The organism is Streptomyces sp. NPDC030814, from assembly GCF_055572155.1.
This window is the reverse complement of the sequence record NZ_JBVIDX010000011.1, coordinates 149,420-172,021: the sequence shown is the minus strand read 5'-3', so window position 1 is coordinate 172,021 and position 22,602 is coordinate 149,420. Positions and strand designations below refer to the sequence as shown.

The following is a 22,602-nucleotide window of genomic DNA, read 5'->3' as shown; positions in this document are numbered from 1 at the left end:
ATCTCTCACTTGAACTGACTCCAGAAGTAATCCACTGGATTCCCCCTTGGCCTGAAGAACGTTGAGATAGTCCCCGATGAGTTCATGTATCCAAAGTATCCGGTTTGCGGATCAACACGGAACATTCCACCGCTAGAACTTGGCAGTGAGATCGAACCCTCCGGGCCATCGCCTGACATGAAGTTTCTCGCGGTTTCACGGTAACGCTTCAGCCCGCCAGGCCCTTTAAACTCGGGCATGTCTGCCGTATCTCCGGCCGTAAGCCTGCCTCTCTTTCCAGCCTTCACACCCAACACGTGCTTGGCATAGTGCCTCGCCGCCGAGAATCCTGAATTGAAATCAGGCTGTGCTGCGCAGTTGCTATTGTGAACGAGTACCGGCGTCTCGCCCGCCAGCACATAGTACGTGTGCAGGTCGTCGACCGTGAGGTTGTACGTCCGGGCGTGCTGTGTGTAGGCACGGTTCCCTGTGACAACGACCGTGCTGCCTTCGTCAGTGAGCAGGGTCATGCCCGGCTCTAGGTCGCCGGCTTCGATCCACTCGTCCTCTGACGGTGACCAGAAGGGGTGCTCGTAGGTCGCCGTGAGCTGCTCGACGCCGTCTTCCGTGGCGATGGAGAGTTCATTGAAGTGTTTGTCGTCCTCCGTGACGATGAGGCGGGTGACTTCACGCGCTCCCGATTCGCCGGTTTCCGGATCCGTGGCCTGGACCTTGTCGCCGACTTCGATGTCCTCGATGTCCTTGGTCGTTCCGTCAGCCATGAGGACGTCGGTCCCGGCGAGGAAGCACTGGGTGCAACCTCCGGCTTTACGGCCAACCGCACTGAGTAGACGACCTGGTCCCATGCCCATGGCCGCGACGAACTCGTCCCCGAGCTCCATTGACCGCGCCCAAATACGGGCGTCCTTCTGGCATTCCTTCAGATTGTCGACGCAATAGTTGGCAGCGACTTCCTTCGCTCCGGCGGCATCCCCTGGGTGGGCGAGGAAGTACTTGTACGCGTTGCTGCAGGCCATGCGACCAAAGCAGACGGTTTCCGGAGTGCCGAACACATTGGTCTGGGGATACCAGTAGCCACTCGCGGTATTCAGGAACGTGTTGGGCCCGTTGAGGTAGTACTGGCTGGCCACCTTGCGCGCGTCGTTCGATCTGGGAGTGTGGGCCCATACCCACTGCCTGTCTGGCGTACTGCTCGGCTCGCCGACCCCGCCCCCTCCTTGGGAAGCGCCCTGGGAAGCGCTGACATAACGCTTCTTGTTCCCCTTGCCGCCCGTTCCTCCGATCGGATACCCCTCGCCGCAGGTCAAGCACAGACCAGTGGGGTCGGAGTGCGAGACCGGGCTGTTGTTGGAATAGGCGTATCCGTTCATCTGCAGCGGGTCCGCGATGTCGATGATCGGGTCCGCTGAGATGAATCGGCCCGAGTTCTGGTCGTACTCGCGGGCGCCGATGTGGGTCAGGCCAGTGGCGGCGTCATCGATGCCGACGCCGATGTAGCCGCGCTTGTTGGGCCATGACGCCGGCTTCGGGCCGCGGAGTTCGCCGTACGGCTTGGCGGCTCGGCGGGTGACCGCCTGACCGCTCGTCAGCGCGACCGCCGTGTTCGCCGTGCCCAAGTGGTCCGCCAGGAGGGCCGAGAGCTGGTGTCCCGTCGTCGCGCCGCTGGTCGCGGTGCGGGTCACCACCGGAGCACCGGGCTGGGCGTAGGACCGGGAGGCACGAGTCACCGCACCGCCGCTGCCCGTCGTCACCTCTGTCTCGCCCAGGTAGAGCGTCGAGCCGGAGGGGGAGTTCTCCAGGAGGCGGTTGCCGGTGGCGTCGTAGACGTAGGTCGTCTTCTTGCCGCCGACCGTGATCGTGTCGAGCTTGTTCTCCGAGGTCCACTTCAGGTCCTGGGGCCCGGCGACCAGGTCACGGACCGTCGTGTTGCCCACCGCGTCATAGGTGTACGTGCTGCTCTGCCCCGCAGGGCTGGAGCCGATCGACGTCATCGTGTGCGGCTGCTTGGCGTTGTAGCCGTACGTGAAGGTGACGTTCTTGGCCGTGTCCGCCGGGTCGGCCTCGGTGAGGGTGGCCCGGTTGCCCAGCCAGTCGAAGGTGAAGGACTGGTGGTAGGCCGTCGCACCCGTGGTGACCGTCCCCGTGGACGGGGCCGTGGCCGCCAGCGTCGACTTCAGGGAGGCGTCCGGGGTGGACGCGTCACTCGCCGTGTCCGGAGCGTCCGCCACCGGTCCCGACGAGGACGCGAAGTCCGTCCGCGGGCCCCACGCCGTGCCGTCCGCCGACTTGCAGCCCGTGCCGTTGCCGGTGGGCGCTATGTTCGACGTCCAGGCGTTGACCAGCTCGCCCATCACGTCGTAGGTGAAGCACTGGGTGTCCCAGGTGTCGCCCGAAGCGTCAGACAGCTGACGGGCGTTCGACGTGATGATGCCGGACTTGTCGTATGCGTAGTGGCTGTTCGAGATGCGGTGCGGGCCCGCCGTCTCCCGGTCCGCGACCGTGCGCTGGAGACGTCCGGTGTACGGGTCGACGAAGTTGGTCGTCCAGACGCGGTTCGGCTGGGAGCCGGACACCGTGCGAAGGGGTTCGCCGTACGGGGAGTAGGTGATGTCGGACGTGTACCAGGCGAGACCCGAGGTCGACTCGGTCAGGCCGTCGCTGTTGTAGCGGGTGACGACCTTCTCCTGGGCCAGTCCGCCCACGGACGGGAGTGTGACCGTCTGCGGCTTTCCGGTCGGGGTGTACGTGTACTTGTACGCGTACGTCCCGGAGACTCCCGTCGTCATGGTGTTGGCCGGGATCACCGTCTCGGTGCCCGTCGGACGGTACTCGGTGTCGTACCCCGTGACACGGCTGACGTAGTCGCCGTTCGTGGTGTGCCTGGTGGAGGCGACCGGCTGGCCGAGGGCGCCCGGCAGGGAGTCGTACGTGAACGACTTGCTCGGCGTACCGCTCTCGGAGTTCTCGCGGACGAACTTGATCCGGCCCAGCTCGTCGTACTCCGTGTACGTCGTCCGCTGCTTCGCGTCCGTGACCTTGTACGGCCTGTCGGCCTCGTCGTACCACGTCTCCGTCTTGCCCACGTCCGGGTCGGTGGTGGAGGTCACCCGGCCCCGGGCGTCGTACTTGTACGTCCACTCGTTGCCCGCGGGATCGGTGACGGTGGTGCGCCGGCCTCGGGCGTCGTACCCGTAGGTGGTCGTGCGTCCCGCGCTCGTCGTGTCGTCCTTGTAGTGGACGATCGAGGTGACTCGGCCGAGGGCGTCCGTGTAGGTCCGGGTCCGCGGCGACGTCGAGCCGGGCGGATCCACGTACGTGCTCGTGTCGCCGTACTCCGTCCTGGTCGTGTGCACCACGGTCTCGTCGTGGTACTTCGATTCGCTCACCGGCCGTTCCAGGCCGTCGTAGCGGAACTTGACCCGGCTCGGGACGAGCGACTTCGACTTCGGGGAGAAGAGTTCGGCGGCCGGCTCGCCCTTCGCGAGGTACGCACTGGTCTGCTCGTCGGCCAGGCCGTGGTCGTCGTACGTGGTGTCCGTGACGACGCGGCCGGGGCCGTGCGCCTCCGACTGTGTCTGGACCTGACGCATCAGACCGTCGTAGATCGTCACCTGACGGCTGTAGGTGCCGTCGTCCTTGAGCGACTTGGTCGTGACCGCGGCGGGGCGGGACTCCTTCGATGTGGCGATCGCCGGCTGGTACTCGATCTCGACGTTCGGCGACTTCCCACCCGAGGAGCGGGACGGAGACCAGCCCTTCACGAAGCGGCCGAGGGCGTCGTACTCGCTGCGGATCACCCGGCCGTTGGCGTCGGTGACCGTCAGAGCCAGGCTCCGGCCGGGGTCGAAGGTCGTGGTGACGGCGTGGCCCTTGGCGTTGATCGCCTTCACGGAGGTGACGGGTCCACCCGCGTCTCCGGGGGTGTACTGCATCTCCGTCGTACCGGCACCGGGCTTGGCGACGGTGCGGACCCGGCCCAGCGGGTCGTACGTCGTCTTCGTGACGACCGAGTACGAGGTCCCGGTGCCGTCCACCCCGGCGGAGGCGGTGACCAGGCCCTTCGTCGGGGCATCGCCGTACGACTGGTTGTCGTAGGTGGTGCGGGTCGCGCTGATCAGCTTCGTGGCCGGGTCGGCGGTGTCGTGGGCCGCGCAGGTGGTGCCCGTGGTGCGCTGCTGTTTCGGCAGTCCGATCAGCCAGGCCGACGTGTTGTGGACGTAGGTCGTCCTGGTGCAGATCTGGTCGGACAGGGTCTCGCCGGAGCCGTCCGGCTTGACCACCGCCGTCTCGACCTGGGTCGGGATGCCGTAGGTGTCGTCGACGGTCGTCAGGGTCCGAACGGCCTGCCAGCTGTCGCCGACCTTCTGGATCTCGTCCGTGCGCTTCACGCCACTGCGGTGGGCCAGGAGCGGATCCATGTCCGCGCCGTCCTCGGCCTCACGGAACCGGGAAGCGGTCTGCTTCGACCAGGGGTAGTTGAGGGTGCGCTGTTGCGGCTTTCCCTTGTCCGAGTCGACGTAAGTGAGGGTCTCGGCAGTCATGCCCGCGTACTGCGGCTCGTCATCGCTGACGAGCGTGTACTTCCCGGTGGAATCCTTGACCTCGCCGCCGACGCCCTGGAAGTACCGCGTCTCGGAGTACGACTGCGCCTGCGGCCCTTCTCCGGAGGCGGTCTTGCTGCCCTTGGTGACCGCCACCCGGCCGTAACCGCGCCAGACGTTGTACGTGCGCAGGGACGGCCGCGTGAACTCGTCGTCGGACTTCGCCCAGGCGGGCTCCGAGTAGTCGTACGTGGTGTGGATCAGCTTGCCGCGTGAGGTGACCTTGTCGTTCTCGGTCACGGAGTGCACTACGTACTTGTTGAACCAGGACTTCGCGGGCTTTTTCTCGTCGCCGTCCGGTGACCAGCGGACCGGGTAGCAGGTGCCGTTGTTCCTGCCTTTGTCCTCGGACGGCTCGCTCGCGCAGCCGCCCTTGTACTCGACCTCGATGTCACCGCCGTGCTCGGTGGCGACCGTGCCGATGCGGGGGCGGGTGAAGGGTGGGCGCTGGTCCTTCGGACCGCTCGACACCAGGTTGGGCAGCTGGCGGTCCTTCAGGCGACCCTTCAGGGGCGACGAGGAGCCGACCGTGTACTCGCCGAAGCTGACGCCGTCCTTGTGCTGGAGGGTGCCGGTGGTGTCGCCGGGGGCGAAGCCACGGCGGGTGATCGAGTTCAGCCAGAGCCCGGGGGAGGTGTAGTACCAGTCCGCGGGAAAGGACTGGTGGAGTTCGTACGTGTCCACCTTGCCCAGGCCGGTCTGGCCGGCGCGCGCCGCCTTCGTCGTCACGGAGTCGAGGCGCATCTGCGTCCAGAAGGACGGGAAGGCCGGGCACAGCTTCGACGTCGACTTGCAGTTGAGGTTGCCGGGGGTGTCCCACCAGGGGCGATAGGCGCCCGGATCGGAGGTCTTCGCGAAGTTCGCCGCGTCGCAGGCCGTGGCCGACTTCAGACAGCGCTGCGCCACGCCGAACTCGACGGTCGCGGACGGCTTGGTCAGGTCCGAGCGCATGCCGTACTCGATGGTCTTCGGGTAGGCGTAGCGGTCGTACTGCTCGGGCGACTTGAACTTCTTCTTCACGGCGTAGTGGTTGGTCTCCTGCTTCCAGGTGACGACCAACGTGTTGCCGTGCACGTCGACGACCTTGTCCAGGCCCCAGCGCCAGGCCTGCTTCTTGCCCGCGCCGCAGCGGGAGTCGGCGAAGGAGGTGGCGTGGCAGGGCTCGCCCGGGTGGTTGCCGAAGACGGGGACGGTGGAGACGGAGTCGGTGTCGGCGTGGCCGCCGCCGACCTGGTTGAGGCCGTAGTAGTACTTCGTGCCGTCCGTGGTCGTGACGATCCAGTACTCACCGTTGTTGTCGCCGTTGGTGCCGCCGACGCGGTGCTCGATCCGGGTGCCGTCGTCGCTCTCGGAGCGGTAGATCTCGGTGTCGGTCTCGGGGTTGCTGCCGGAGGCGGCGTCCCGCACCAGCTCCGTCGTCTTGCCGCCGAGGGACATCACCGCGTTGTACGACACCCAGCACAGGTCGGACGTCTTGTCCTTCTTGGCCGTGTTGTTGGCGGTGCCGGACTTCATCTTCTTGCGGTCGTCCTGGCAGGCGCGGTAGCGGCGCTCGATGTGACCGGCGTCGTAGTCCCAGCCCTCGCCGATCCAGGAGGACTGGGGAGAGGCGACGGCGGTACGTCCGTCCACGCTCTGGGAGCTGTAGGTGAACTCGACGTTCGGAGCCGGGCCGGCGGGGGCCGCCGGAACCGTCAGCGGGTACGTCCAGGTGAACGCGCCCGACGAGCCGCCCGCCGACCACTTGCCACTGGAGGCCAACGGCGTGGCCTTGAAGGTGCCGCCGGCACCGCCGCCGGAGTCGACCGCGCCGACGACGGCCGTGTCACCGGTCGCGGCGACCGGCGTGACCCCGGTGTCCGAAGTGCGGTAGGCCGCTCGGGCGATCGCCGGCCCGTCGGTCGTCGTCGACTTCGCCGAAGCAGGGGTGACGGTCCCGTCCGCCGCCGTGTCGACCGTGGCGGTGATCGACTGGGCCTGGGGGTCGTTGGTGGTCTCCAGTTCCTCGTACTCCTGGCAGGCCTCGACATCGGGCGTGGTCAGGTAGCACTCGGGGAACTGGACGAAGCGCAGACGAGAGGCCCAGTCGGCACCGTAGAGGTTCTTGAACTTCGCGTAGTCGAGCTTGACCGAGATCGGCACGGAGCCGGTCGCGGGAGCCTGGACCTTCACGACCGTGCCGTCGACCCCTTGGGACACCGCGGCGGCGCGATCGTAGACCTGGACCTGCCAGGTACCGCTCGGGGCCGCCTGGTCCGGAGCCTGTCCGAGGCTGACGGGGAGATTCTCGACAGGGGTCAGGGCGACCTGTCGGGCTTCCTCGGTCGTTCGGGCCGATGCGGGGGTCGCGCCACCGGCCGAGCCGAAGTCGACGGACCCCGTGCCGGCAGCCGGAGTGGTGGCCGTGCCCGTCGGGGCCTGCTGCTGGTCCGGCGGGACGTCGACCTTGAGGGTCTCCAGGTCGGGCTCGGAGACTGCTCCGGCGACGGCCTCCTCCGAGTCGAGGGGCTCCAGGTCGAGGGTCTCGCGGCCCTTCTCAGCCGTGGCCGGGTCGGGCGGCAACGCGAACGACTGTGCCGGCAGAAGGCCTACCAGCAGCGCTGCCCCGACAGTTGGCACGACGGCAGCGCGCACCCGGCGCAGCCGACGCGAGCGGACAGACGAAAAGCGACCGAACACGGCGAGGTCCCCCCGGACCATTCGAGGCGGGACCAGGAACGGACCACGCGTGATGGCGTATCAGATGTCGCAGATTCTGTGTCGACTTTGTGGAGTTCCGCTAGATCGACTGTGAGGATGTGATGATCGCCACGGTATGTAGCGCAACGTAACGGGTAGTGAAGTCCGAATCTTCATTTACCTGAGGTACCGGCATCCTTCACGCGTCTGCCGTCAAGTGCCCGATTCGCTGGTTCCCACCGCAAATACGCGCTTAATCAGCGCAGTTGAGGTGCGATCTGCCGCCCTATATCCCAAAAAGACCAGCCCATGGGCTAGTTGGGGACTCAGACTGTCAACCACACTTACGAGCCTCGTCACTGTCCGACTCATTCGCATCCCGTCGTTTGCGAAGCGTGACGGCAGCCATCTCTTGAGCCATCATCGGCTGGCCCGGCCGAGCCATGTCCCGTGCCGGTTCCAAGGGGGGAAGGGGAACTCGCCGATGACGCGCAAGGAGCGCAACCGGCGCCGCGTGCCCGGGGGACGGACGACCGCCGTCGTACTCACCGCGGCGCTCGCCGCGACCGGCATCACGTTCGTCGGACTCGGCCTGGACGAGCCTGATGCACGCGGCAAGTCGAACGGCGACCGCAAGGCAAAGCCAGTCACCGAAGCCGTCGCGCTCGCACAGGCCTCCAAGACCGGTAAGTCGGTCGAGGTCACGGCACTGCGCACCGCGCGATCCACCACCTGGGCGCGCCCTGACGGCAAGATGGCCAAGAAGCTCTACTCCTCACCCATCCGGGCCAAGGTGGACGATGGCTGGAAGGTCATCGACTACGACCTGCACCGCACCGGCAAGGGCTGGGAGCCGAAAGCCACCAACACCAAAATGGTGTTCTCGGCCGGCTCCGAGGCGACGCGTGACGAGCAGCGCGCCTCCCGGTCCGTGGTGCACCGGGTTTCCCTGCTCAAGGGCCTCAAGACTGCCGCCTCCGACTCGAACACCCTCGTCACCCTGACCGTCGATGGCCACGACATCCAGCTCACCTGGCCGGGTGCGGTGCCGGCGCCGATCATCGACGGCTCCCGCGCCCTGTACCCGGAGATCCTCCCGGGCGCCGATCTGGTTCTCACCGCCGACGACGACGGCTTCGCGCAATTGCTGGTCCTCAAGAACCGACAGGCGGCGGCCGACCCGCGCACAAAGCAGCTCACCTACGGCATCACGTCGGCGGACCTGTCGTTCCGGCTGAACCCGATCACGGGCGTCCTCGCCGCCGAGGACGCGGACGGCAAGGAGGTCGCGCTGTCACCGACGCCCCTGATGTGGGACAGCAGCGGCGCCCCGGCGGTCACCGACGGCTCGGTCGGTGCCTCCGCCCAGCCGACCGAGCCTGAGAGCCCGGACCCCGTCGACACATCCACACCCACTCCCAGCGACGACGCGAGCCCGACCGAGGAAGAGCTGGTCGAGACGGACGAGCAGATCGACCCGGACCCCGAAGAGCTCCCCGTGGCCACCGACGGTCCCGCACCCACTCCGTCGGACTCTCCCCCGCCGGCCGCCCCGGCCGAGCCGACGCCCGAGCCCTCCCGGACCGGCCCGGCCGCCACGCTCAGCCTGCCCGGGCTCGACGGACCCTCTCCAGACTCCCATGGTGAGCTCGTCGAGACCGACTTGTCCGGGGGGAACTGGCGCCTCACTCCCGATCAGGATTTCCTCACCGACCCGGCGACCACGTACCCGGTCTTCGTCGACCCGTCGGTCAAGAAGCACATCCAGAACTGGACCACCGCGTACAGCCGACACCCCAACGCCACGTTCTACAACGGCAAGGGCTTCAACAAGGGCGGGACGCACGAGGCCCGGGTCGGCTTCGAGTCGGACACCTGGGGCACCTCGCGCTCGTACTTCAACATGGACTTCGACAAGGACATCAAGGGAACGAAGATCGAGACAGCGACGCTGCGCGTGCTGGAGACGTACTCCTGGTCATGCAGCGCCCGCTCGGTGAGCGTGCACCTCACCGGCAAGGTCAACGGGCGGACCAACTGGAGGAACGCGCCCAAGCTGCACGACGGCAACAAGATCACCACCAAGAGTTTCGCGCACGGCTACAAGTCCAGTTGCCGGGACGCCTGGGAAGGCTTCAACGTTCGTTCGGCCGCCCAGAAAAGGGCTGACGAGGGCCGCGACAGCATCACGTTCGGAATGCGCGCCCGGGACGAGAACTCGCAGTACGCGTGGAAGAAGTTCATGGCCAACGGGGACTATCCGCCCGTGCTCGAACTCGTCTACAACCGCAGGCCCACCGCTCCCACCTCCCTCGACCTCGGCCCGGACGCCAAGTGCACCACCACTCGGCCGTACGCCCGCATGGGATCGGGAAGCCTCACGTTCACCGCGAAGGCGTCCGACAAGGACAAGAACCTCGAATACCTCGACTTCGACCTGTGGCCGCACGGCAAGTGGGCGAAAACGGGTGACCTCCTCGGCAAAACCGGCAAAGCGACTGTCGGAAAGGACAAAGACACCGCGCTGAGGACGACTGACGAGTTCCCCACCAGCAAACTGACCAACGGCACCCTCTACTCCTGGCGGGTACAGGCCTGGGACGACGCGGACTCCTCCTCGCCGTTCTCCCCGGCGAAAACACCGTGCCGCTTCGTCCTCGACACCGCCGCGCCGAAATCGCCCAAGGTCAGCTCCGTCGACTTCCCCAATGCCGACAGCGACGAGAACGGCTTCGGCAGCGGCGCCGACGACACGAAGTGGAGCACCAAGAAGTTCGGCACCCCCGGCACATTCACCGTGCGTGCCCTCAACGCGGACGTCGTACGGTACGAGTACGGGTTCAACGCGCCCAGCTACCCCTTCCACGTGGACCGGAAAGCCGGTACCGCGACCACCGTCAGCGCGACCCTGACCAACGCCAAGCCGCCCACCGCCGGTCCCAACGTCCTGTACGTACGGACCGTGGACGGCGCGGGCAACGTGTCGCAGCCCACGAAGTACTTCTTCTACGTCACCCCCCGCGACCAGGCCGACTCACCCGGCGACTTCACGGGGGACAAGCTCCCGGACCTGATGGTCGTCACCGACGCGGGTAATCTCGCCCTCTACCCCTCCCAGGCCACCAACGACCTCACCAAGGGCTCCGGCGACCTGGACTACTCGATGGCCGGCGCCTACCGGTCCAACCCGGCCAAGGATCCGAACGGCGACGACCTGCCACCGTACGTCGCCGCACCCTCAGGACACTTCAAGGGCGCCCTGATCACCCACAACGGGGACATCTACGGCGGTGACGGCCTCCAGGACCTGGTGGTGCGCGTCGGGGGGAAGCTCTGGGTGTATCCCGGCGACGGCTACGGTGCCGTCAACATCGACAAGCGAGTGGAAATCCTGCTCCCAGAGGGGGCTCCCAGCCCGTCCTCGCTGACGCAGATCGTCTCCACGGGTGACGCCACCGGCGACGGCCGCACCGACTTCTTCGCCACCGCGGGCGACGAACTCTGGGCTCTCACCGGCTACCACGGCGCCACCATCGACCAAGCGATCCGTCTGTCCGCCTCCGCCTGGACCGAGCGCGACATCGTCACCGTCCTGGACATCACCGGCGACGGTGTGACGGACATGGTGTACCGCGCCGACGTCCACTCCCAGCTCATGCTCCGCAAGGGCAAGGCGGCAAGCGGCGGCGGCACCGACCTGGACTCCCTGTCCTCCGGTGCCGACTCCTCCGGCGGCACCGATCTCGAGTACGGTTCCGCCGGCTGGTCCAGGGCCAACGTCCCCCTGCTCATCGGCACCCCGGACGCGAACGGGGACGGGATCCCCGACGTCTGGACCGTTCGCTCCGACGGCTCGGTCCGGTTCTACGCCGGCGGCAAGACCGTCCTGACGGGTTCGGGAACGGAGATCATCGCACCCGTGAGCTACTGGAAGACCCGGATCGCCATCGGCTGACCGCAGCTCGGAGAAGGAGAGGGGCCGACCGCGAACGTCCGCGGTCGGCCCCTCTCCATGCCCGCGGTCATGTTCATGTGCACTCTGCCCCTGCCCGCGTCACACGAGTGCTGTCGCTCCCGGTACCACACCGACGGACGCTCTAATCTGACGACATGTCAGAAAATGAGTCGTACGACCTGCTCGGCTTCGACAACATTCTCCTCCCGGTCGGCGACCTCGGCGCGGCCGTCGCCTTCTACGGGCGGGCCGGTTTCGATGTCGCCTTCCATCTGGACGAGGTGGGGATCGCCCAGCTGAAGGTGGGCAAGGAGACTCCCGGGCTGCTGCTCCGACTGGAGGGCGAGCTGCCGCACCGGCTGCCGGCGTGGGCCTCGGCACGGGTGTGGCTGGAGGTGCGGGATGCCCGGGCCGCCGCCCGCGCCCTCGCGGCGGCGGGCATCGAGCCGATCGCCCCGCCGTTCTCCGTCGCCACCGGCTGGACCGTGGAGTTCGCCGATCCCTGGGGGAACGTCATCGGCCTCACGGACTACAGCAAGCGACCGGAGCTGGCCCGCACCTCCTGACCGCCTCCCGACCGTCCTCCTGACCTTCCTCCGGACCCTCCCCCGAACCTTCCTCGAGGTCTCCCCCGGCCCCCGTCCCACCCCCTCACCAACTTCGCTTGAACATGTTCAAAAACAGGTCTACTGTCTCACCGACAGCACGTTTTGAACGTGTTCAAGGAACCCGGAAGGGGTGGGGGCATGGACCTCACGGTCGTCGCGTACGTCATCTATCTACTGGTCAGCGTGGGGCTGACGATCTGGGTGGCGCGGACGCTGAGCAGGAACGGGCGGATCTTCCTGGGGGATGTGCTGCGAGGGAACGAGAAGCTCGCGGACGCGGTGAACCACCTGCTGGTGGTCGGGTTCTATCTGGTGAACCTGGGGTTCGTGGCCCTCTACCTGAACGAGGACGGCGCCATCGGCAGCCCTCGGGAGGTGTTCGAGGCGGTGTCGGCGAAGCTCGGCGTGGTGCTGCTGGTGCTGGGGGCACTGCACCTGGGCAACGTGTTCGTGCTGAACAAGTTCCGGCGGCGGGGCGCCATGGAGCGGGAGCAGGTTCCGCCGGTCGCGCCCCAGGGCTGGACCACGCACGGGGCGCCCTCGGTCCCGCCGGCCGGGGCGTGAGCTCGATGGCGGCGATCGCGGCCACCGCCGACCGGGGCGCCGAGCGCGTCCCGGTCCGCGGGCTCACCGTGCTGTACGACGCCCGGTGCACCCTCTGCGTCTTCGTGCGCGGGTGGCTGGGCAGGCAGCGGCAGTTGGTGCCGCTCGACTTCGTCGCGGCGGGCTCCGACGAGGCCCGGCGACGTTTCCCCGCGCTCGACCACCGGGCGACCCTGGCGGAGATCACCGTCGTCGGGGACGCCGGGCAGGTGTACCGGGGCTCCGCCGCCTGGATCGTCTGCCTGTGGGCACTGCGCGAGCACCGGCCGCTCGCCCACCGGCTGAGCACTCCCGCGGGGGCGCGGCTCGCACGGGGCGCGGTGCTCGCCGCCGCGAAGTGGCGGGGCGTCGAGCACGGGAGCGGTACGCGCGGGGCGGGCGCCGGGCAGCAGTGGGGCGGCAGCATCTACTCCACCGCAGAGGGCTGGACGTACGACCCCCGGAACGGCTGGACGTACACGGCGCCGCAGCCGCGACCAGGCTCCCCCTCCAGCCCCTCCCCCGCCTCCCCCGGCGACTGCGACAGCGGTACCTGCCCGACTGGTTAGGCTCTGCCCGTGCCCGCAGTGAACGACGAACCCAGCGCAGAGCCCGGCCCCGAGCCCCCGGGGGCGGAGCCGGCGGCCGCCGTCAAGGACGACGGGGCGCCCGGCGGCCCCAAGGGCGGCTCCGCGAAGTCCGAGCAGACCCGCGCGCTCATCCTGGAGACCGCGCTGCGGCTCTTCCAGGAGCGCGGGTACGACAAGACGACGATGCGGGCGATCGCCAAGGAGGCCGGGGTCTCCGTCGGCAACGCGTACTACTACTTCGCCGGCAAGGAACACCTGATCCAGGGGTTCTACGACCGGATCGGCGCGGAGCACCTCGCGGCGGTGCGGCCGGTGCTGGAGCGGGAGACGGACCTCCAGGCGCGGATCGCCGGGGTCCTGACGACCTGGCTGGACGTGGCGGAGCCGTACCACGAGTTCGCGGCGCAGTTCTTCAAGAACGCGGCCGACCCGGACAGCCCCCTCAGCCCCTTCTCCCCGGAGTCGTCGGGTGCGCGCGAGGAGTCGATCGGCATCCACCGCGAGGTCCTCGCCGGTTCGAAGGCGAAGGTCCCCGAGGAACTCCGCGAGGTCCTGCCCGAGTTGATGTGGCTCTCCCAGATGGGCCTCGTCCTCTACTGGGTCTTCGACCGCACGGAGGGCCGCGAACGCAGCTACCGCCTCGCGGAGCGAGGGGCCCGGCTGACGACCAGAGGGGTGTCACTGGCCCGCTTCCGGGTCCTGCGCCCCCTCGTCCACGAAGTCCACGAACTGTTCACGGACTTCCTGCCGGGGATGACGAAAGTGCTGCCGGATCCGGGGGCCAACAGGAAACTCGGGTGATCACTTTCGGGTGAATGGGGTCGAACGGGACCTCTGGCCTCGCTCCTGCCTACGATGATGGCCTCGACCCCAGCCCACAGGAGGCACGCGATGTCCGCAGCATCCGTCGAGCGGCCCCACGGCAACCATCCGCTGATCGCGGAGGCGAACCGGATCGTGGACCGGCTCCCGGGGTACCGCGTCGAGATCATCGGAGGCACGATCGTTGTGACGCCGCCCCCCAACGTCGGCCACGCCCGTGCGTTGTCCAGGTTGCGGACCCCCTTCATCGCCGCGGGCCTGGCCGGCGGTGAAACCGAGGTACTCGAGGGGGTGGGGGTCTGGCTGCCGGACGGAGCCGAAGACTACGCGATCCCGGATCTCGCGGTCGTCGACGCCGACATCGACGACCACCTCATCGAGAACAACTGCTACGACCCCATCGCATTCCGTCTCGTTCTGGAGGTCACCTCCAGCAACTACGAGAACGACCTTCGTGGCAAGGTCGGCGCCTATGCCCAAGCGAAGATCCCGGTGTACGTCATCATCAACCGCCAGCACCAGCGCGTGCACGTGCTCACCGAGCCGACCGGGGGCGAGTACCAGACCCACCGTATCCACGCCCCCGGCGAAACCGTCACGCTGCCCAGGTCGATCGGCGCCGAAGTCACCCTGGACGTCGACCTGATCCTCAAGGCCGGGCAGACGAAGGTCAGCTGACCGCGTCCACCTCCCCCTCCGTCAGCCCCGCCAGCTCCACGTCGTACACCAGCGACCCCTCTCCCACGACGACCTGCCGTGCGCGCGATGCGTACGCCGGTGAGGTCGCCGCCAGGAGATACGCGCCCGGGCCCGGCACCGCGACGATGTACGAGCCGTCCGCCAGGGACGTCACCCGGTCCAGTCGGCGTCCGCCGCGGGTCAGCAGGGTCACGTCGGCGTCCCCCACCGGCTCACCGTCCGCCGTGCGGATGAAGCCGTGGATCACCGAGGCGGGTCCACCGCCCTCCGACCCGGTCACCGGCTCGACGGCCGCCGGCTCCTCCTTCGGCTCCACCGCCAGATGCGGCAACCGCTTCTCCAGCCCGACCGGCAGCCACCAGTTCGCCTTGCCGAGCAGATGCATCGCGGCCGGCACGAGCGCCGTACGCAGGATGAAGGCGTCCAGGGCGACGGCCGCCGCGAGGCCGATGCCGGCCATCGCGGCCTCCAGCTCACCGCTGAGCACGAACGCGCTGAAGACGCAGATCATGATGAGGGCCGCGCAGTTGATGACCCGGCTGGTCTCGGCCAGGCCGACCCGCACGGCCCGGGCGTTGTCCTGGGTGTGGACCCACTCCTCGTGCATCCGGCTCACCAGGAACACCTGGTAGTCCATGGAGAGTCCGAAGAGCAGGGAAAGCATGATGACCGGCAGGAACGCGGCGATCGGGCCCTCCTTGCCCACGCCGAGCAGTTCCGTGCCCCAGCCCCACTGGAAGATCGCCACCAGGACCCCGAAGGACGCGGCCGCCGCGACGAGGTTCATCAGCGCGGCCGTCAGCGGCACCATCAGGGAGCGGAAGGCGACCATCAGCAGCAGGAAGCCCAGCGCGATGATCGTCGCGATGAAGTAGGGAAGCCGGTCGCCGGTCACCGACGCGAAGTCCTTCGACACCGCCGTCACCCCGCCGACATGGGCCTCGGCCCCGGACTCCGGGATCACGTCCTCCCGCAGCCGGTCGATGAGCCGGTCGGTCCGCTCGTCCTGCGGCGAGGTCGTCGGGACCACCTGGATCACCGTGACCCCGTTCGCCGGCGGTACGGCGGCCACCTGGGCCACACCCGGCGTGGACTCGATGCGGGAGACGAGGCCCTTGGCGTCCGTCCCGTCCACGACCACCTGGAGGGGGCCGTTGAAGCCGGGGCCGAAGCCCTCCGCCAGGAGGTCGTAGGCCTGCCGGGTGGTCGTCGTGTCCCGGTGGTTGCCCTGGTCGGAGGTGCCGAGCCGGATCGACAGGACCGGCACGGCGAGGACCAGCATCACCACGAGGGCGAGCACGGCGGTCGAACGCGGGCGCCGCTCCACGTACGCCGACCAGCGGGCCGCGAGGCCACTCGTCGTCTCCGGCTCGGGCCCGGCGACCGCGAGCCGGCGCCGCTGACGGCGGCTGAGGACGCGCGGGCCGAGCACCCCGAGGAGGGCCGGCAGCAGGGTCACGGCCGCGAGCACACTCAGCACCACGGTCAGCGAGGTCGCGATGACGACGCCGTCCAGGAAGCGGAGGTTCATCACCAGCATGCCGGCGAGGGCGATGCACACGGTGCCGCCCGCGAACAGCACCGCCCGGCCGGAGGTGTTGAGGGCGGTCACCGCCGCCTCCTCCGGTTTCATGCCGCGCAGGATGCCGCGCCGGTGCCGGGTGACGATGAACAGGGCGTAGTCGATCCCCACGCCGAGGCCGATGAGCGAGCCGAGCAGCGGGGCCACGTCCGGGATGTTCGTGGTGTGGCTGAGCACGGCCGTGGCCATCATGCCGGTGCCGACGCCCGCGATCGCCACGACGATCGGCAGCAGCATCGCGAAGAGCGAGCCGAAGGCGAGGAAGAGGACGACGGCCGCCGCGAGGATGCCGACCGCCTCGGACGTGCCCTGGGTGGCCTCCTGCGCCCGGGCGATCGCCTGGCCGCCCAACTCCACCCGCAGCCCGTCCCGTTCGGCGTCCTGTGCCGTCTCGATGACGTCGTCGATCAGTGTCTTCGGCACCGAGTTCGCCTGTTCGGTGAAGGTCACCTGGGCGTAGGCGATCGTCCCGTCCCGGCTGACGCCCGAACCTCCGCCCGTGCCGCCGCCCTCGTCGTAGGGGCCGGTGACCTCACCGACGCCGTCCATCCGCGCGATCCGTTCGAGCGCGGGCTCGATCCGGGACCGTACGGACGCGTCCCTCACGGACCCCTCGTCGACCTTCCACACCACCGTGTCGACGTCGCCCGCGCGTTCCGGGAAGGCCTTGCCCATCAGGTCGTACGCGTGCTTGGAGTCCGTGTCCGGGAGCGAGAAGACGTTCGCGTAGTCGGTGCCCGCGGCCGAGCCGGCGAAGCCGACGCCGAAGACCGTCCCCACCCACAGCAACAGGACCACCAGTCGGTGCCGATAGCACCACCGTGCCAGTGTCGCCACGTTCAACTCTCCTTCTTCGGCAGTCGATTGGTCCCCCAGGTCCTTGGAACACCTTCGACGACCGGACGGCCGGGACGACATGGCCCGGCCATGACTCTCAAGGAACTCCAAGGAGGAAGCGGCCCCTGCGCGGAACGCCTGTGCGGATACTGAGGACATGACCCGACACGAGGGAGTCGACGAGGCCCTGGGCCACGCCGGGGCCGGGCAGGACGGGACGGCGGCCACCGTGCTGGTCGTCGAGGACGAGCCGAGCATCGCGGACGTCCTCGCCATCGCCCTGCGCTACCACCGCTTCGAGGTGATGACGGCCGGAACGGTCCGGGAGGCGCTCGCGCTCGCCGAGCGCACCCGGCCCGACGCGGCCCTGCTGGACGTGATGCTCCCGGACGGCGACGGGCGGGCCCTCGGCCGCGAGCTGCGTGCCCGGCAGCCGGAGCTGGCGCTGGTCTTCCTGACCGCGCGGGACTCGCCCGCCGAGATCGTGGGCGCGCTCGGCTTCGGCGACGACTACATCACCAAGCCGTTCCACATCGACGAGGTGGTCGCCCGCGTCACCGCCGTGCTGCGCCGCACCAGGCGCACCGACGTCCTCCCCCAGCGCCCGCCGCTGCGTTACGGCGACCTGGAGCTGGACGAGACGACGTACTCGGTGCACCGGGCGGGCCGCACGGTGGAGCTGACACCGACCGAGTACGCCCTGCTGCGGTTCCTGGTGCGCAACGGCGGACGGATCGTGCCGAAGGAGCAACTCCTGCGCCACGTATGGCAGTACGAGCACGCACCGGCCGAGTCGACCGTCGTCGAGACCTACATCAGCTATCTGCGCCGCAAGCTGGACGTGCTCGGCCCGCCGCTGATCACCACCCGGCGGGGCGTCGGATACGGGCTGGCATGACTCTTCTCCGGCGGCTCTCCGGTCGGCCCCGGCGGGGACGCGGCCACTACTCCCTGCGCGCCAAGCTCACCCTCGCCAACGTGGTGCTGCTGGCCGTGGCGATCGCCGCGGCGACGACCTCCAGCGCGATGGGCATGCGGCTCTACCTGCTGGACAGCGTCGACACCGAGCTGATGACGACCCGCGACTCGATCGGTCACGCGCGGGTCAGCATGGAACAGGTCGACGCACTGAGCGCGCTGGTCGCCATCAGCCGCAAGGCCTCCACCGATCCCGCCGCCGAGGAGGCCGACTCCCTGGTCCAGGGCGCCGTCTTCACCGCCCTGGACGACCGGGGCGAGCCGCTGCCCGTCGCCGGTTTCACGCCCACCTCCGGCCAGCGGGCGCTGGCCGCCGCCGTCGACGACCCGGCCGCACTCGTCGACGACGACGAACCCCACGACATCGACGTGGCGGGCGCCCCCCACCGGGTCACCGCGGCCCGCCTCGACGACGGCACGACCGTCCTGCTCGCCACCTCCACCGACTCGCTCCACAAGGTGATCGGCAAGGCGCTCCGGCTGGACTTCGGCGTCGGTGCCCTGCTCCTCGCGCTCCTCGCCTGTCTGACCCTGTTCAGCGTGCGCCGCCGGATGCGGCCCCTGGAGGACATGGTCGAGACGTCGTCCGCGATCGCCGAGGGTGATCTGACCCGCCGCGTGCCCTCCAGCTCCGAGGCGACGCTGGAGGTCGAGCAGCTGCGCCTCGCCCTCAACGCGATGCTCCAGCAGGTCGAGTCGGCCTACCGCACCCGCGAACGCGGCGCCGCCCAGCTGCGCCGCTTCGTCGGCGACGCCTCCCACGAATTGCGCACCCCGCTGTCCGCGATCCGCGGCTACCTCCAGCTCTACGAGAAGGGCATGCTCACCGATCCCGCCGAACGCCGCCGCGCCTGGGACCGCATGAACGGAGAGGTCGACCGCATGGGCCGGCTCGTCGACGAACTCCTCACCCTCGCCCGCCTCGACCAGCACCCCGAACTCCGGCTGCGGAGCGTGGACCTGGCCTGCCTGGTCCGCGACGCCGCCGCCGATCTGCGCGCCCAGCAGCCCGAGCGACCCGTCACCGTCGCCGCGGAGGGCGCCCTCCTCGTCCACGCCGACGAGTCGGGCCTGCGGCAGATCCTGGGCAACCTGGTGAGCAACGTACGCACCCACACCCCCGCGGACGTGCCGGTCCGCCTCTGTGTGGTGCGCGAGAACGGCACCGTACGGCTGTCGGTCGCGGACGAGGGTCCGGGGCTGTCCGAGGAGGACGCGGCGAGGATCTTCGACCGCTTCTTCCGGGCGGGCGGAGGCACCGGCAGCGGCCTGGGCATGGCCATCGTCCAGGGAGTGGCCGAGGCCCACGGGGGCGAGGTCTCGGTGACCACGTCTCCCGGTCGCGGCCTGACGGTGACTGTCACCCTCCCGACGCGCTGAAAGGCCACCGGCTCCCGTTCGCCGTCCGATGGAATCGAGAAAGGACTCGGTGGGCGTGCGAACTGCAGCCTCCCGAAAGGGCTCTGACGGGCGGTCAGGCCTGTTTCGACGCCAGCTCCACGACGGTGATGTCCGACGGCGCCCCCACCCGCACCGGAGGCCCCCACGCCCCCGCGCCGCGGCTGACGTACAGCTGGGTGTCGCCGTAGCGCTCCAGGCCCGCGAGGGTGGGGTTGGCGGCCTCGGCGACGTGGTTCATGGGCCACAGCTGGCCGCCGTGGGTGTGCCCGGAGAGCTGGAGGTCCACGCCGTGGTCGACGGCGTCGTGGATCTGGACGGGCTGGTGGGCGAGGAGCACGACGGCCCGCGAGGTGTCCCGGTCGCCGAGCGCCCTGGCGAAGTCGGGGCCCTGGCCCTCGTCCTCCCCCGCGATGTCGTTCACCCCGGCGAGATCCAGGTACGGCAGCTCCCGGCGGTCGTTCTCCAGCGGGGTCATCCCCAGGCGCCGTACCTCCTCCACCCACTGCTCGGCGCCGGAGAAGTACTCGTGGTTGCCGGTGACGAAGTAGCTGCCCTGCCGCGCCTGAAGACCCGCGAGGGGTGCCGCCGCCGGGCCCAGGTCCTTCACGCTGCCGTCGACCAGGTCGCCGACCACCGCGATCAGATCGGGCTGGGTCGCGTTGATGGTGTCGACGACCTTCTGCGCGAAGCCCCGGCCCAGCGTCGGGCCGAGGTGGATGTCGCTGACCACCGCGATCCGGAAACCGTGGGCCGCGCGCGGCAGCTTGGCCAGCGGCACGGTGACCCGCTTGACCTTCGGGCCCCGGACGACGCCGTACGTGCCGTAGCCGACCGTCCCGACGGCGGTGGCGGCAACGGCACCGCCGACCACACGGGAGACGAAGAGTCGGCGGGAGACGCCCGCGGGGGCGGGGCCGTCGACGGGAGAGGCACCGTCGGTCGGGGTGTGGTCGGCGGCGGCTCCCGCCGGTTCGGGGGCAGCCGAACCGGCCGGGGCGGTGGTCGCTGACGCGTCGGCCGGGTCCGCGGGCTTCGCGCCCGCCGGGACCGGCTCCGGCTCGCGGACCGTGGGCTCGGGCCGCTCCGCCGGGGCCGGGGCGCGCCGTGCCAGGAGACGGCTCAGCAGGGGGCGCACGAGTTCGCCCGCCAGAAGGGCCAGCAGCAGGTACAGCGTGAGGGCGAGCCACAGGAAGCCCGGCCAGCCCAGCGTCTGCTGCACCCAGAAGGGGGCACCGCCGCGCTCGGCGCCGAAGGCCGCGAACAGCAGCACCGGCCCGGCAACGAACACACCGGTGCCCACACGTCTGGCCAGACCCGGCCCCCGTGTCGTGTCGCGCACCAACCGGCGCCAGGCGTACCAGTGCAGGACCCCGAAGGCGGCCAGCACCAGCAGGGCCACGAGAACGAAGGCGATCACCATCACGTCGTACTCCCCGTCACGCGGTCCGGCGAAGTGCGCGCAGACCGCGCAACCCGATGACGCCGATGACCGTCCCAAGGACAAAGGAGACGACTGCGAGCGTCAGATGCACCCAGAAGTACGCGGTCGGATCGCCCGCGTCGTCGAACGCGAGGCCGCTGCCGTCCTTCCAGAGATTCCGGATGAAAGTGACCCAGATGACCCAGCTCCACACCCCGAAGGCGAGCAGGAACCAGGAGAGGGGGCGGCTGAGCTTCATGCGTTCAGTATCGCCGCCGCCCGCCGGGGGGTCGCGCCGGGGTGCGAGCGGGGGCGCGGGTGACGCGGTGACCGGAAACCGCGGTGGGATCCACCGGGCGGAGCCATGTACTTTCTCGATCGTGCCCGCCTCCAAGAAGACCGCCAGGCGCTCCCTGCTGGTCACCTCCGCCATCGCCGTGTCCCTCTCGCTGACGTCGCTGTTCTCACCGGCGGTCGCCCCGGCCGCCCATGCCGCCGACCCGACACCGAGCGGGAGCGCCTCCCCGTCGGTGACTCCCCCGGCGGCGATGTCGACCGTCGGTGGTGAACAGCTGGGCAGGCCGGGGACGCAGGCCAACCTGGGCGGGGACGCGCCGGTGGTGCCCAAGGGCATCAGCGCCCGCTCGTGGATCGTGGCGGACGCCGAGTCCGGCGAGGTGCTGGCCGCGCACAACGCGCACTGGCGGCTGGCCCCGGCGAGCACGCTGAAGATGCTGTTCGCGGACACGCTGCTGCCGAAGTTCAACAAGGACGACAAGCACAAGGTCGCCCTCTCCGACCTCGCGGGGGTCGGCGCGGGCTCCAGCATGGTCGGGATAAAGGAGAACGAGACGTACACCGTCCACGATCTGTGGCTCGGTGTCTTCCTTCGCTCCGGCAACGACGCGGTGCACGTGCTGTCCGCGATGAACGGCGGCGTCAAGCAGACCGTCGCCGACATGAACGCCCACGCCGAGGAGCTCCAGGCCCTCGACACGCACGCGGTCAGCCCGGACGGCTACGACGCCAAGGGGCAGGTGTCGTCGGCGTACGATCTGACGCTGATCGCCCGGTCGGGGCTGCAGAAGAAGGACTTCCGGGAGTACTGCTCCACCGTGCGCGCGAAGTTCCCCGGTGAGACCAAGAAGGGCAAGGACGGCAAGAAGCGCCGGTCGTCCTTCGAGATCCAGAACACCAACCGACTGCTCACGGGCGACAGCGGCCTGGACTCCTACCAGGGCATCGCGGGTGTGAAGAACGGCAACACGACAAACGCGGGCGCGACGTTCACGGGGGTCGCCGAGCGGGACGGCCGCGTGCTCCTCGTCACCGTCATGCACCCCGAGAAGGACGAGCACAACCAGGTCTACCGGGAGACGGCGAAGCTCTTCGACTGGGGGTTCGCGGCAGCGGGCAAGGTGCAGCCGGTGGGTGAACTGGTGCCGCCCAAGGGAGCGGAGACCTCCGGGGGCAGCGCCGGGGCCGGTACGCAGCCGGGAGGTACGGCACCGGCTTCCTCCCCCGCGCCGGCCTCCGGGGGCGCGGGCGGCAAGGCGGTGGCCTCCGCGGCGGCCGGCGGATCCAGCGGGATCGGCGTCGCCCTGGGGGTCATGGGCGGGGTGCTCGTCCTCGTGGCCGGCGGACTGTTCCTGGTCAACCGGAAGTGGCCCCTGCGGCGGGGGAAGTAGGGCGTCGCTCCGGGTCGCGTCCGCGGGGCTGTTGTCCGCTGCGGTCCGCGGGAGCATGGGGGCTGATCGCGCAGTTCCCCGCGCCCCTGAAAAGCGACCGGGGCTGCGCCCCGTGCTTTTCCGATGAAGGCGGGGCCGCAGGCCCATGCCTTCAGGGGCG

The 22,602-nt window shown here is 69.3% G+C and carries 13 protein-coding genes; 9 read left to right on the top strand and 4 right to left on the bottom strand.

The window, feature by feature from the left end:
• Positions 1-5: 5 nt before the first annotated feature.
• Positions 6-7,220 carry a polymorphic toxin-type HINT domain-containing protein gene (locus ACZ43N_RS23775; RefSeq protein ID WP_468100158.1) on the bottom strand — a complete coding sequence of 2,405 codons (7,215 nt, stop codon included), beginning with the start codon at positions 7,218-7,220 and terminating at the stop codon, positions 6-8.
• Positions 7,221-7,764: 544 nt separating this feature from the next.
• Here ACZ43N_RS23775 and ACZ43N_RS23770 point away from each other — a divergent pair.
• The 6 genes from ACZ43N_RS23770 (at position 7,765) to ACZ43N_RS23745 (ending at position 14,515) form a co-directional block, all read left to right on the top strand.
• Positions 7,765-11,235 carry a DNRLRE domain-containing protein gene (locus tag ACZ43N_RS23770; RefSeq protein WP_468100156.1) on the top strand — a complete coding sequence of 1,157 codons (3,471 nt, stop codon included), beginning with the start codon at positions 7,765-7,767 and terminating at the stop codon, positions 11,233-11,235.
• A 155-nt stretch (positions 11,236-11,390) separates the two neighbouring features.
• Positions 11,391-11,801, top strand: coding sequence for a VOC family protein (locus ACZ43N_RS23765; RefSeq protein ID WP_468100154.1), 411 nt, complete (start codon positions 11,391-11,393; stop codon positions 11,799-11,801).
• A 180-nt stretch (positions 11,802-11,981) separates the two neighbouring features.
• The gene (locus ACZ43N_RS23760; protein ID WP_468100153.1) at positions 11,982-12,407 is read left to right on the top strand and encodes a hypothetical protein; all 426 of its coding nucleotides are present in this window, start codon (positions 11,982-11,984) and stop codon (positions 12,405-12,407) included.
• A gap of 5 nt (positions 12,408-12,412) precedes the next feature.
• Complete coding sequence (locus ACZ43N_RS23755) at positions 12,413-12,994, top strand: thiol-disulfide oxidoreductase DCC family protein (RefSeq protein ID WP_468100152.1); 582 nt, start codon at positions 12,413-12,415, stop codon at positions 12,992-12,994.
• 18 nt (positions 12,995-13,012) lie between these two features.
• Positions 13,013-13,816 carry a TetR/AcrR family transcriptional regulator gene (locus tag ACZ43N_RS23750; protein WP_468100331.1) on the top strand — a complete coding sequence of 268 codons (804 nt, stop codon included), beginning with the start codon at positions 13,013-13,015 and terminating at the stop codon, positions 13,814-13,816.
• A gap of 90 nt (positions 13,817-13,906) precedes the next feature.
• Complete coding sequence (locus ACZ43N_RS23745; RefSeq protein ID WP_468100150.1) at positions 13,907-14,515, top strand: Uma2 family endonuclease; 609 nt, start codon at positions 13,907-13,909, stop codon at positions 14,513-14,515.
• Here the strand turns inward: ACZ43N_RS23745 and ACZ43N_RS23740 are convergent.
• A complete protein-coding gene (locus tag ACZ43N_RS23740; RefSeq protein ID WP_468100330.1) occupies positions 14,508-16,946 on the bottom strand; it encodes an MMPL family transporter in 2,439 nt (812 codons plus the stop codon). The genes ACZ43N_RS23745 and ACZ43N_RS23740 overlap by 8 nt on opposite strands.
• 238 nt (positions 16,947-17,184) lie before the next feature.
• Here ACZ43N_RS23740 and ACZ43N_RS23735 point away from each other — a divergent pair, with 238 nt between their 5' ends.
• Complete coding sequence (locus ACZ43N_RS23735; protein ID WP_468100328.1) at positions 17,185-17,853, top strand: response regulator transcription factor; 669 nt, start codon at positions 17,185-17,187, stop codon at positions 17,851-17,853.
• Positions 17,850-19,313 carry a sensor histidine kinase gene (locus tag ACZ43N_RS23730; protein ID WP_468100148.1) on the top strand — a complete coding sequence of 488 codons (1,464 nt, stop codon included), beginning with the start codon at positions 17,850-17,852 and terminating at the stop codon, positions 19,311-19,313. The genes ACZ43N_RS23735 and ACZ43N_RS23730 overlap by 4 nt, the downstream gene beginning before the upstream one ends.
• Before the next feature lie 94 nt (positions 19,314-19,407).
• On the opposite strand, the gene ACZ43N_RS23725 is transcribed toward ACZ43N_RS23730, so the two are convergent.
• The gene (locus ACZ43N_RS23725) at positions 19,408-20,754 is read right to left on the bottom strand and encodes a metallophosphoesterase (RefSeq protein WP_468100327.1); all 1,347 of its coding nucleotides are present in this window, start codon (positions 20,752-20,754) and stop codon (positions 19,408-19,410) included.
• A gap of 16 nt (positions 20,755-20,770) precedes the next feature.
• Positions 20,771-21,013 carry an SCO4848 family membrane protein gene (locus ACZ43N_RS23720; protein ID WP_468100147.1) on the bottom strand — a complete coding sequence of 81 codons (243 nt, stop codon included), beginning with the start codon at positions 21,011-21,013 and terminating at the stop codon, positions 20,771-20,773.
• Between the two features lie 121 nt (positions 21,014-21,134).
• Here ACZ43N_RS23720 and ACZ43N_RS23715 point away from each other — a divergent pair, with 121 nt between their 5' ends.
• On the top strand, positions 21,135-22,442 hold the full coding sequence (locus ACZ43N_RS23715; protein WP_468100145.1) for a D-alanyl-D-alanine carboxypeptidase family protein: 1,308 nt from the start codon (positions 21,135-21,137) through the stop codon (positions 22,440-22,442).
• Positions 22,443-22,602 lie beyond the last annotated feature (160 nt).

Excerpts from the sequence above, each read along its gene's own strand:
- ACZ43N_RS23770 (WP_468100156.1), top strand. The coding sequence starts at position 7,765 with ATGACGCGCAAGGAGCGCAACCGGCGCCGCGTGCCCGGGGGACGGACG.
- ACZ43N_RS23765 (WP_468100154.1), top strand. The coding sequence starts at position 11,391 with ATGTCAGAAAATGAGTCGTACGACCTGCTCGGCTTCGACAACATTCTC.
- ACZ43N_RS23760 (WP_468100153.1), top strand. The coding sequence starts at position 11,982 with ATGGACCTCACGGTCGTCGCGTACGTCATCTATCTACTGGTCAGCGTG.
- ACZ43N_RS23755 (WP_468100152.1), top strand. The coding sequence starts at position 12,413 with ATGGCGGCGATCGCGGCCACCGCCGACCGGGGCGCCGAGCGCGTCCCG.
- ACZ43N_RS23745 (WP_468100150.1), top strand. The coding sequence starts at position 13,907 with ATGTCCGCAGCATCCGTCGAGCGGCCCCACGGCAACCATCCGCTGATC.
- ACZ43N_RS23730 (WP_468100148.1), top strand. The coding sequence starts at position 17,850 with ATGACTCTTCTCCGGCGGCTCTCCGGTCGGCCCCGGCGGGGACGCGGC.
- ACZ43N_RS23725 (WP_468100327.1), bottom strand. The coding sequence starts at position 20,754 with ATGGTGATCGCCTTCGTTCTCGTGGCCCTGCTGGTGCTGGCCGCCTTC.
- ACZ43N_RS23720 (WP_468100147.1), bottom strand. The coding sequence starts at position 21,013 with ATGAAGCTCAGCCGCCCCCTCTCCTGGTTCCTGCTCGCCTTCGGGGTG.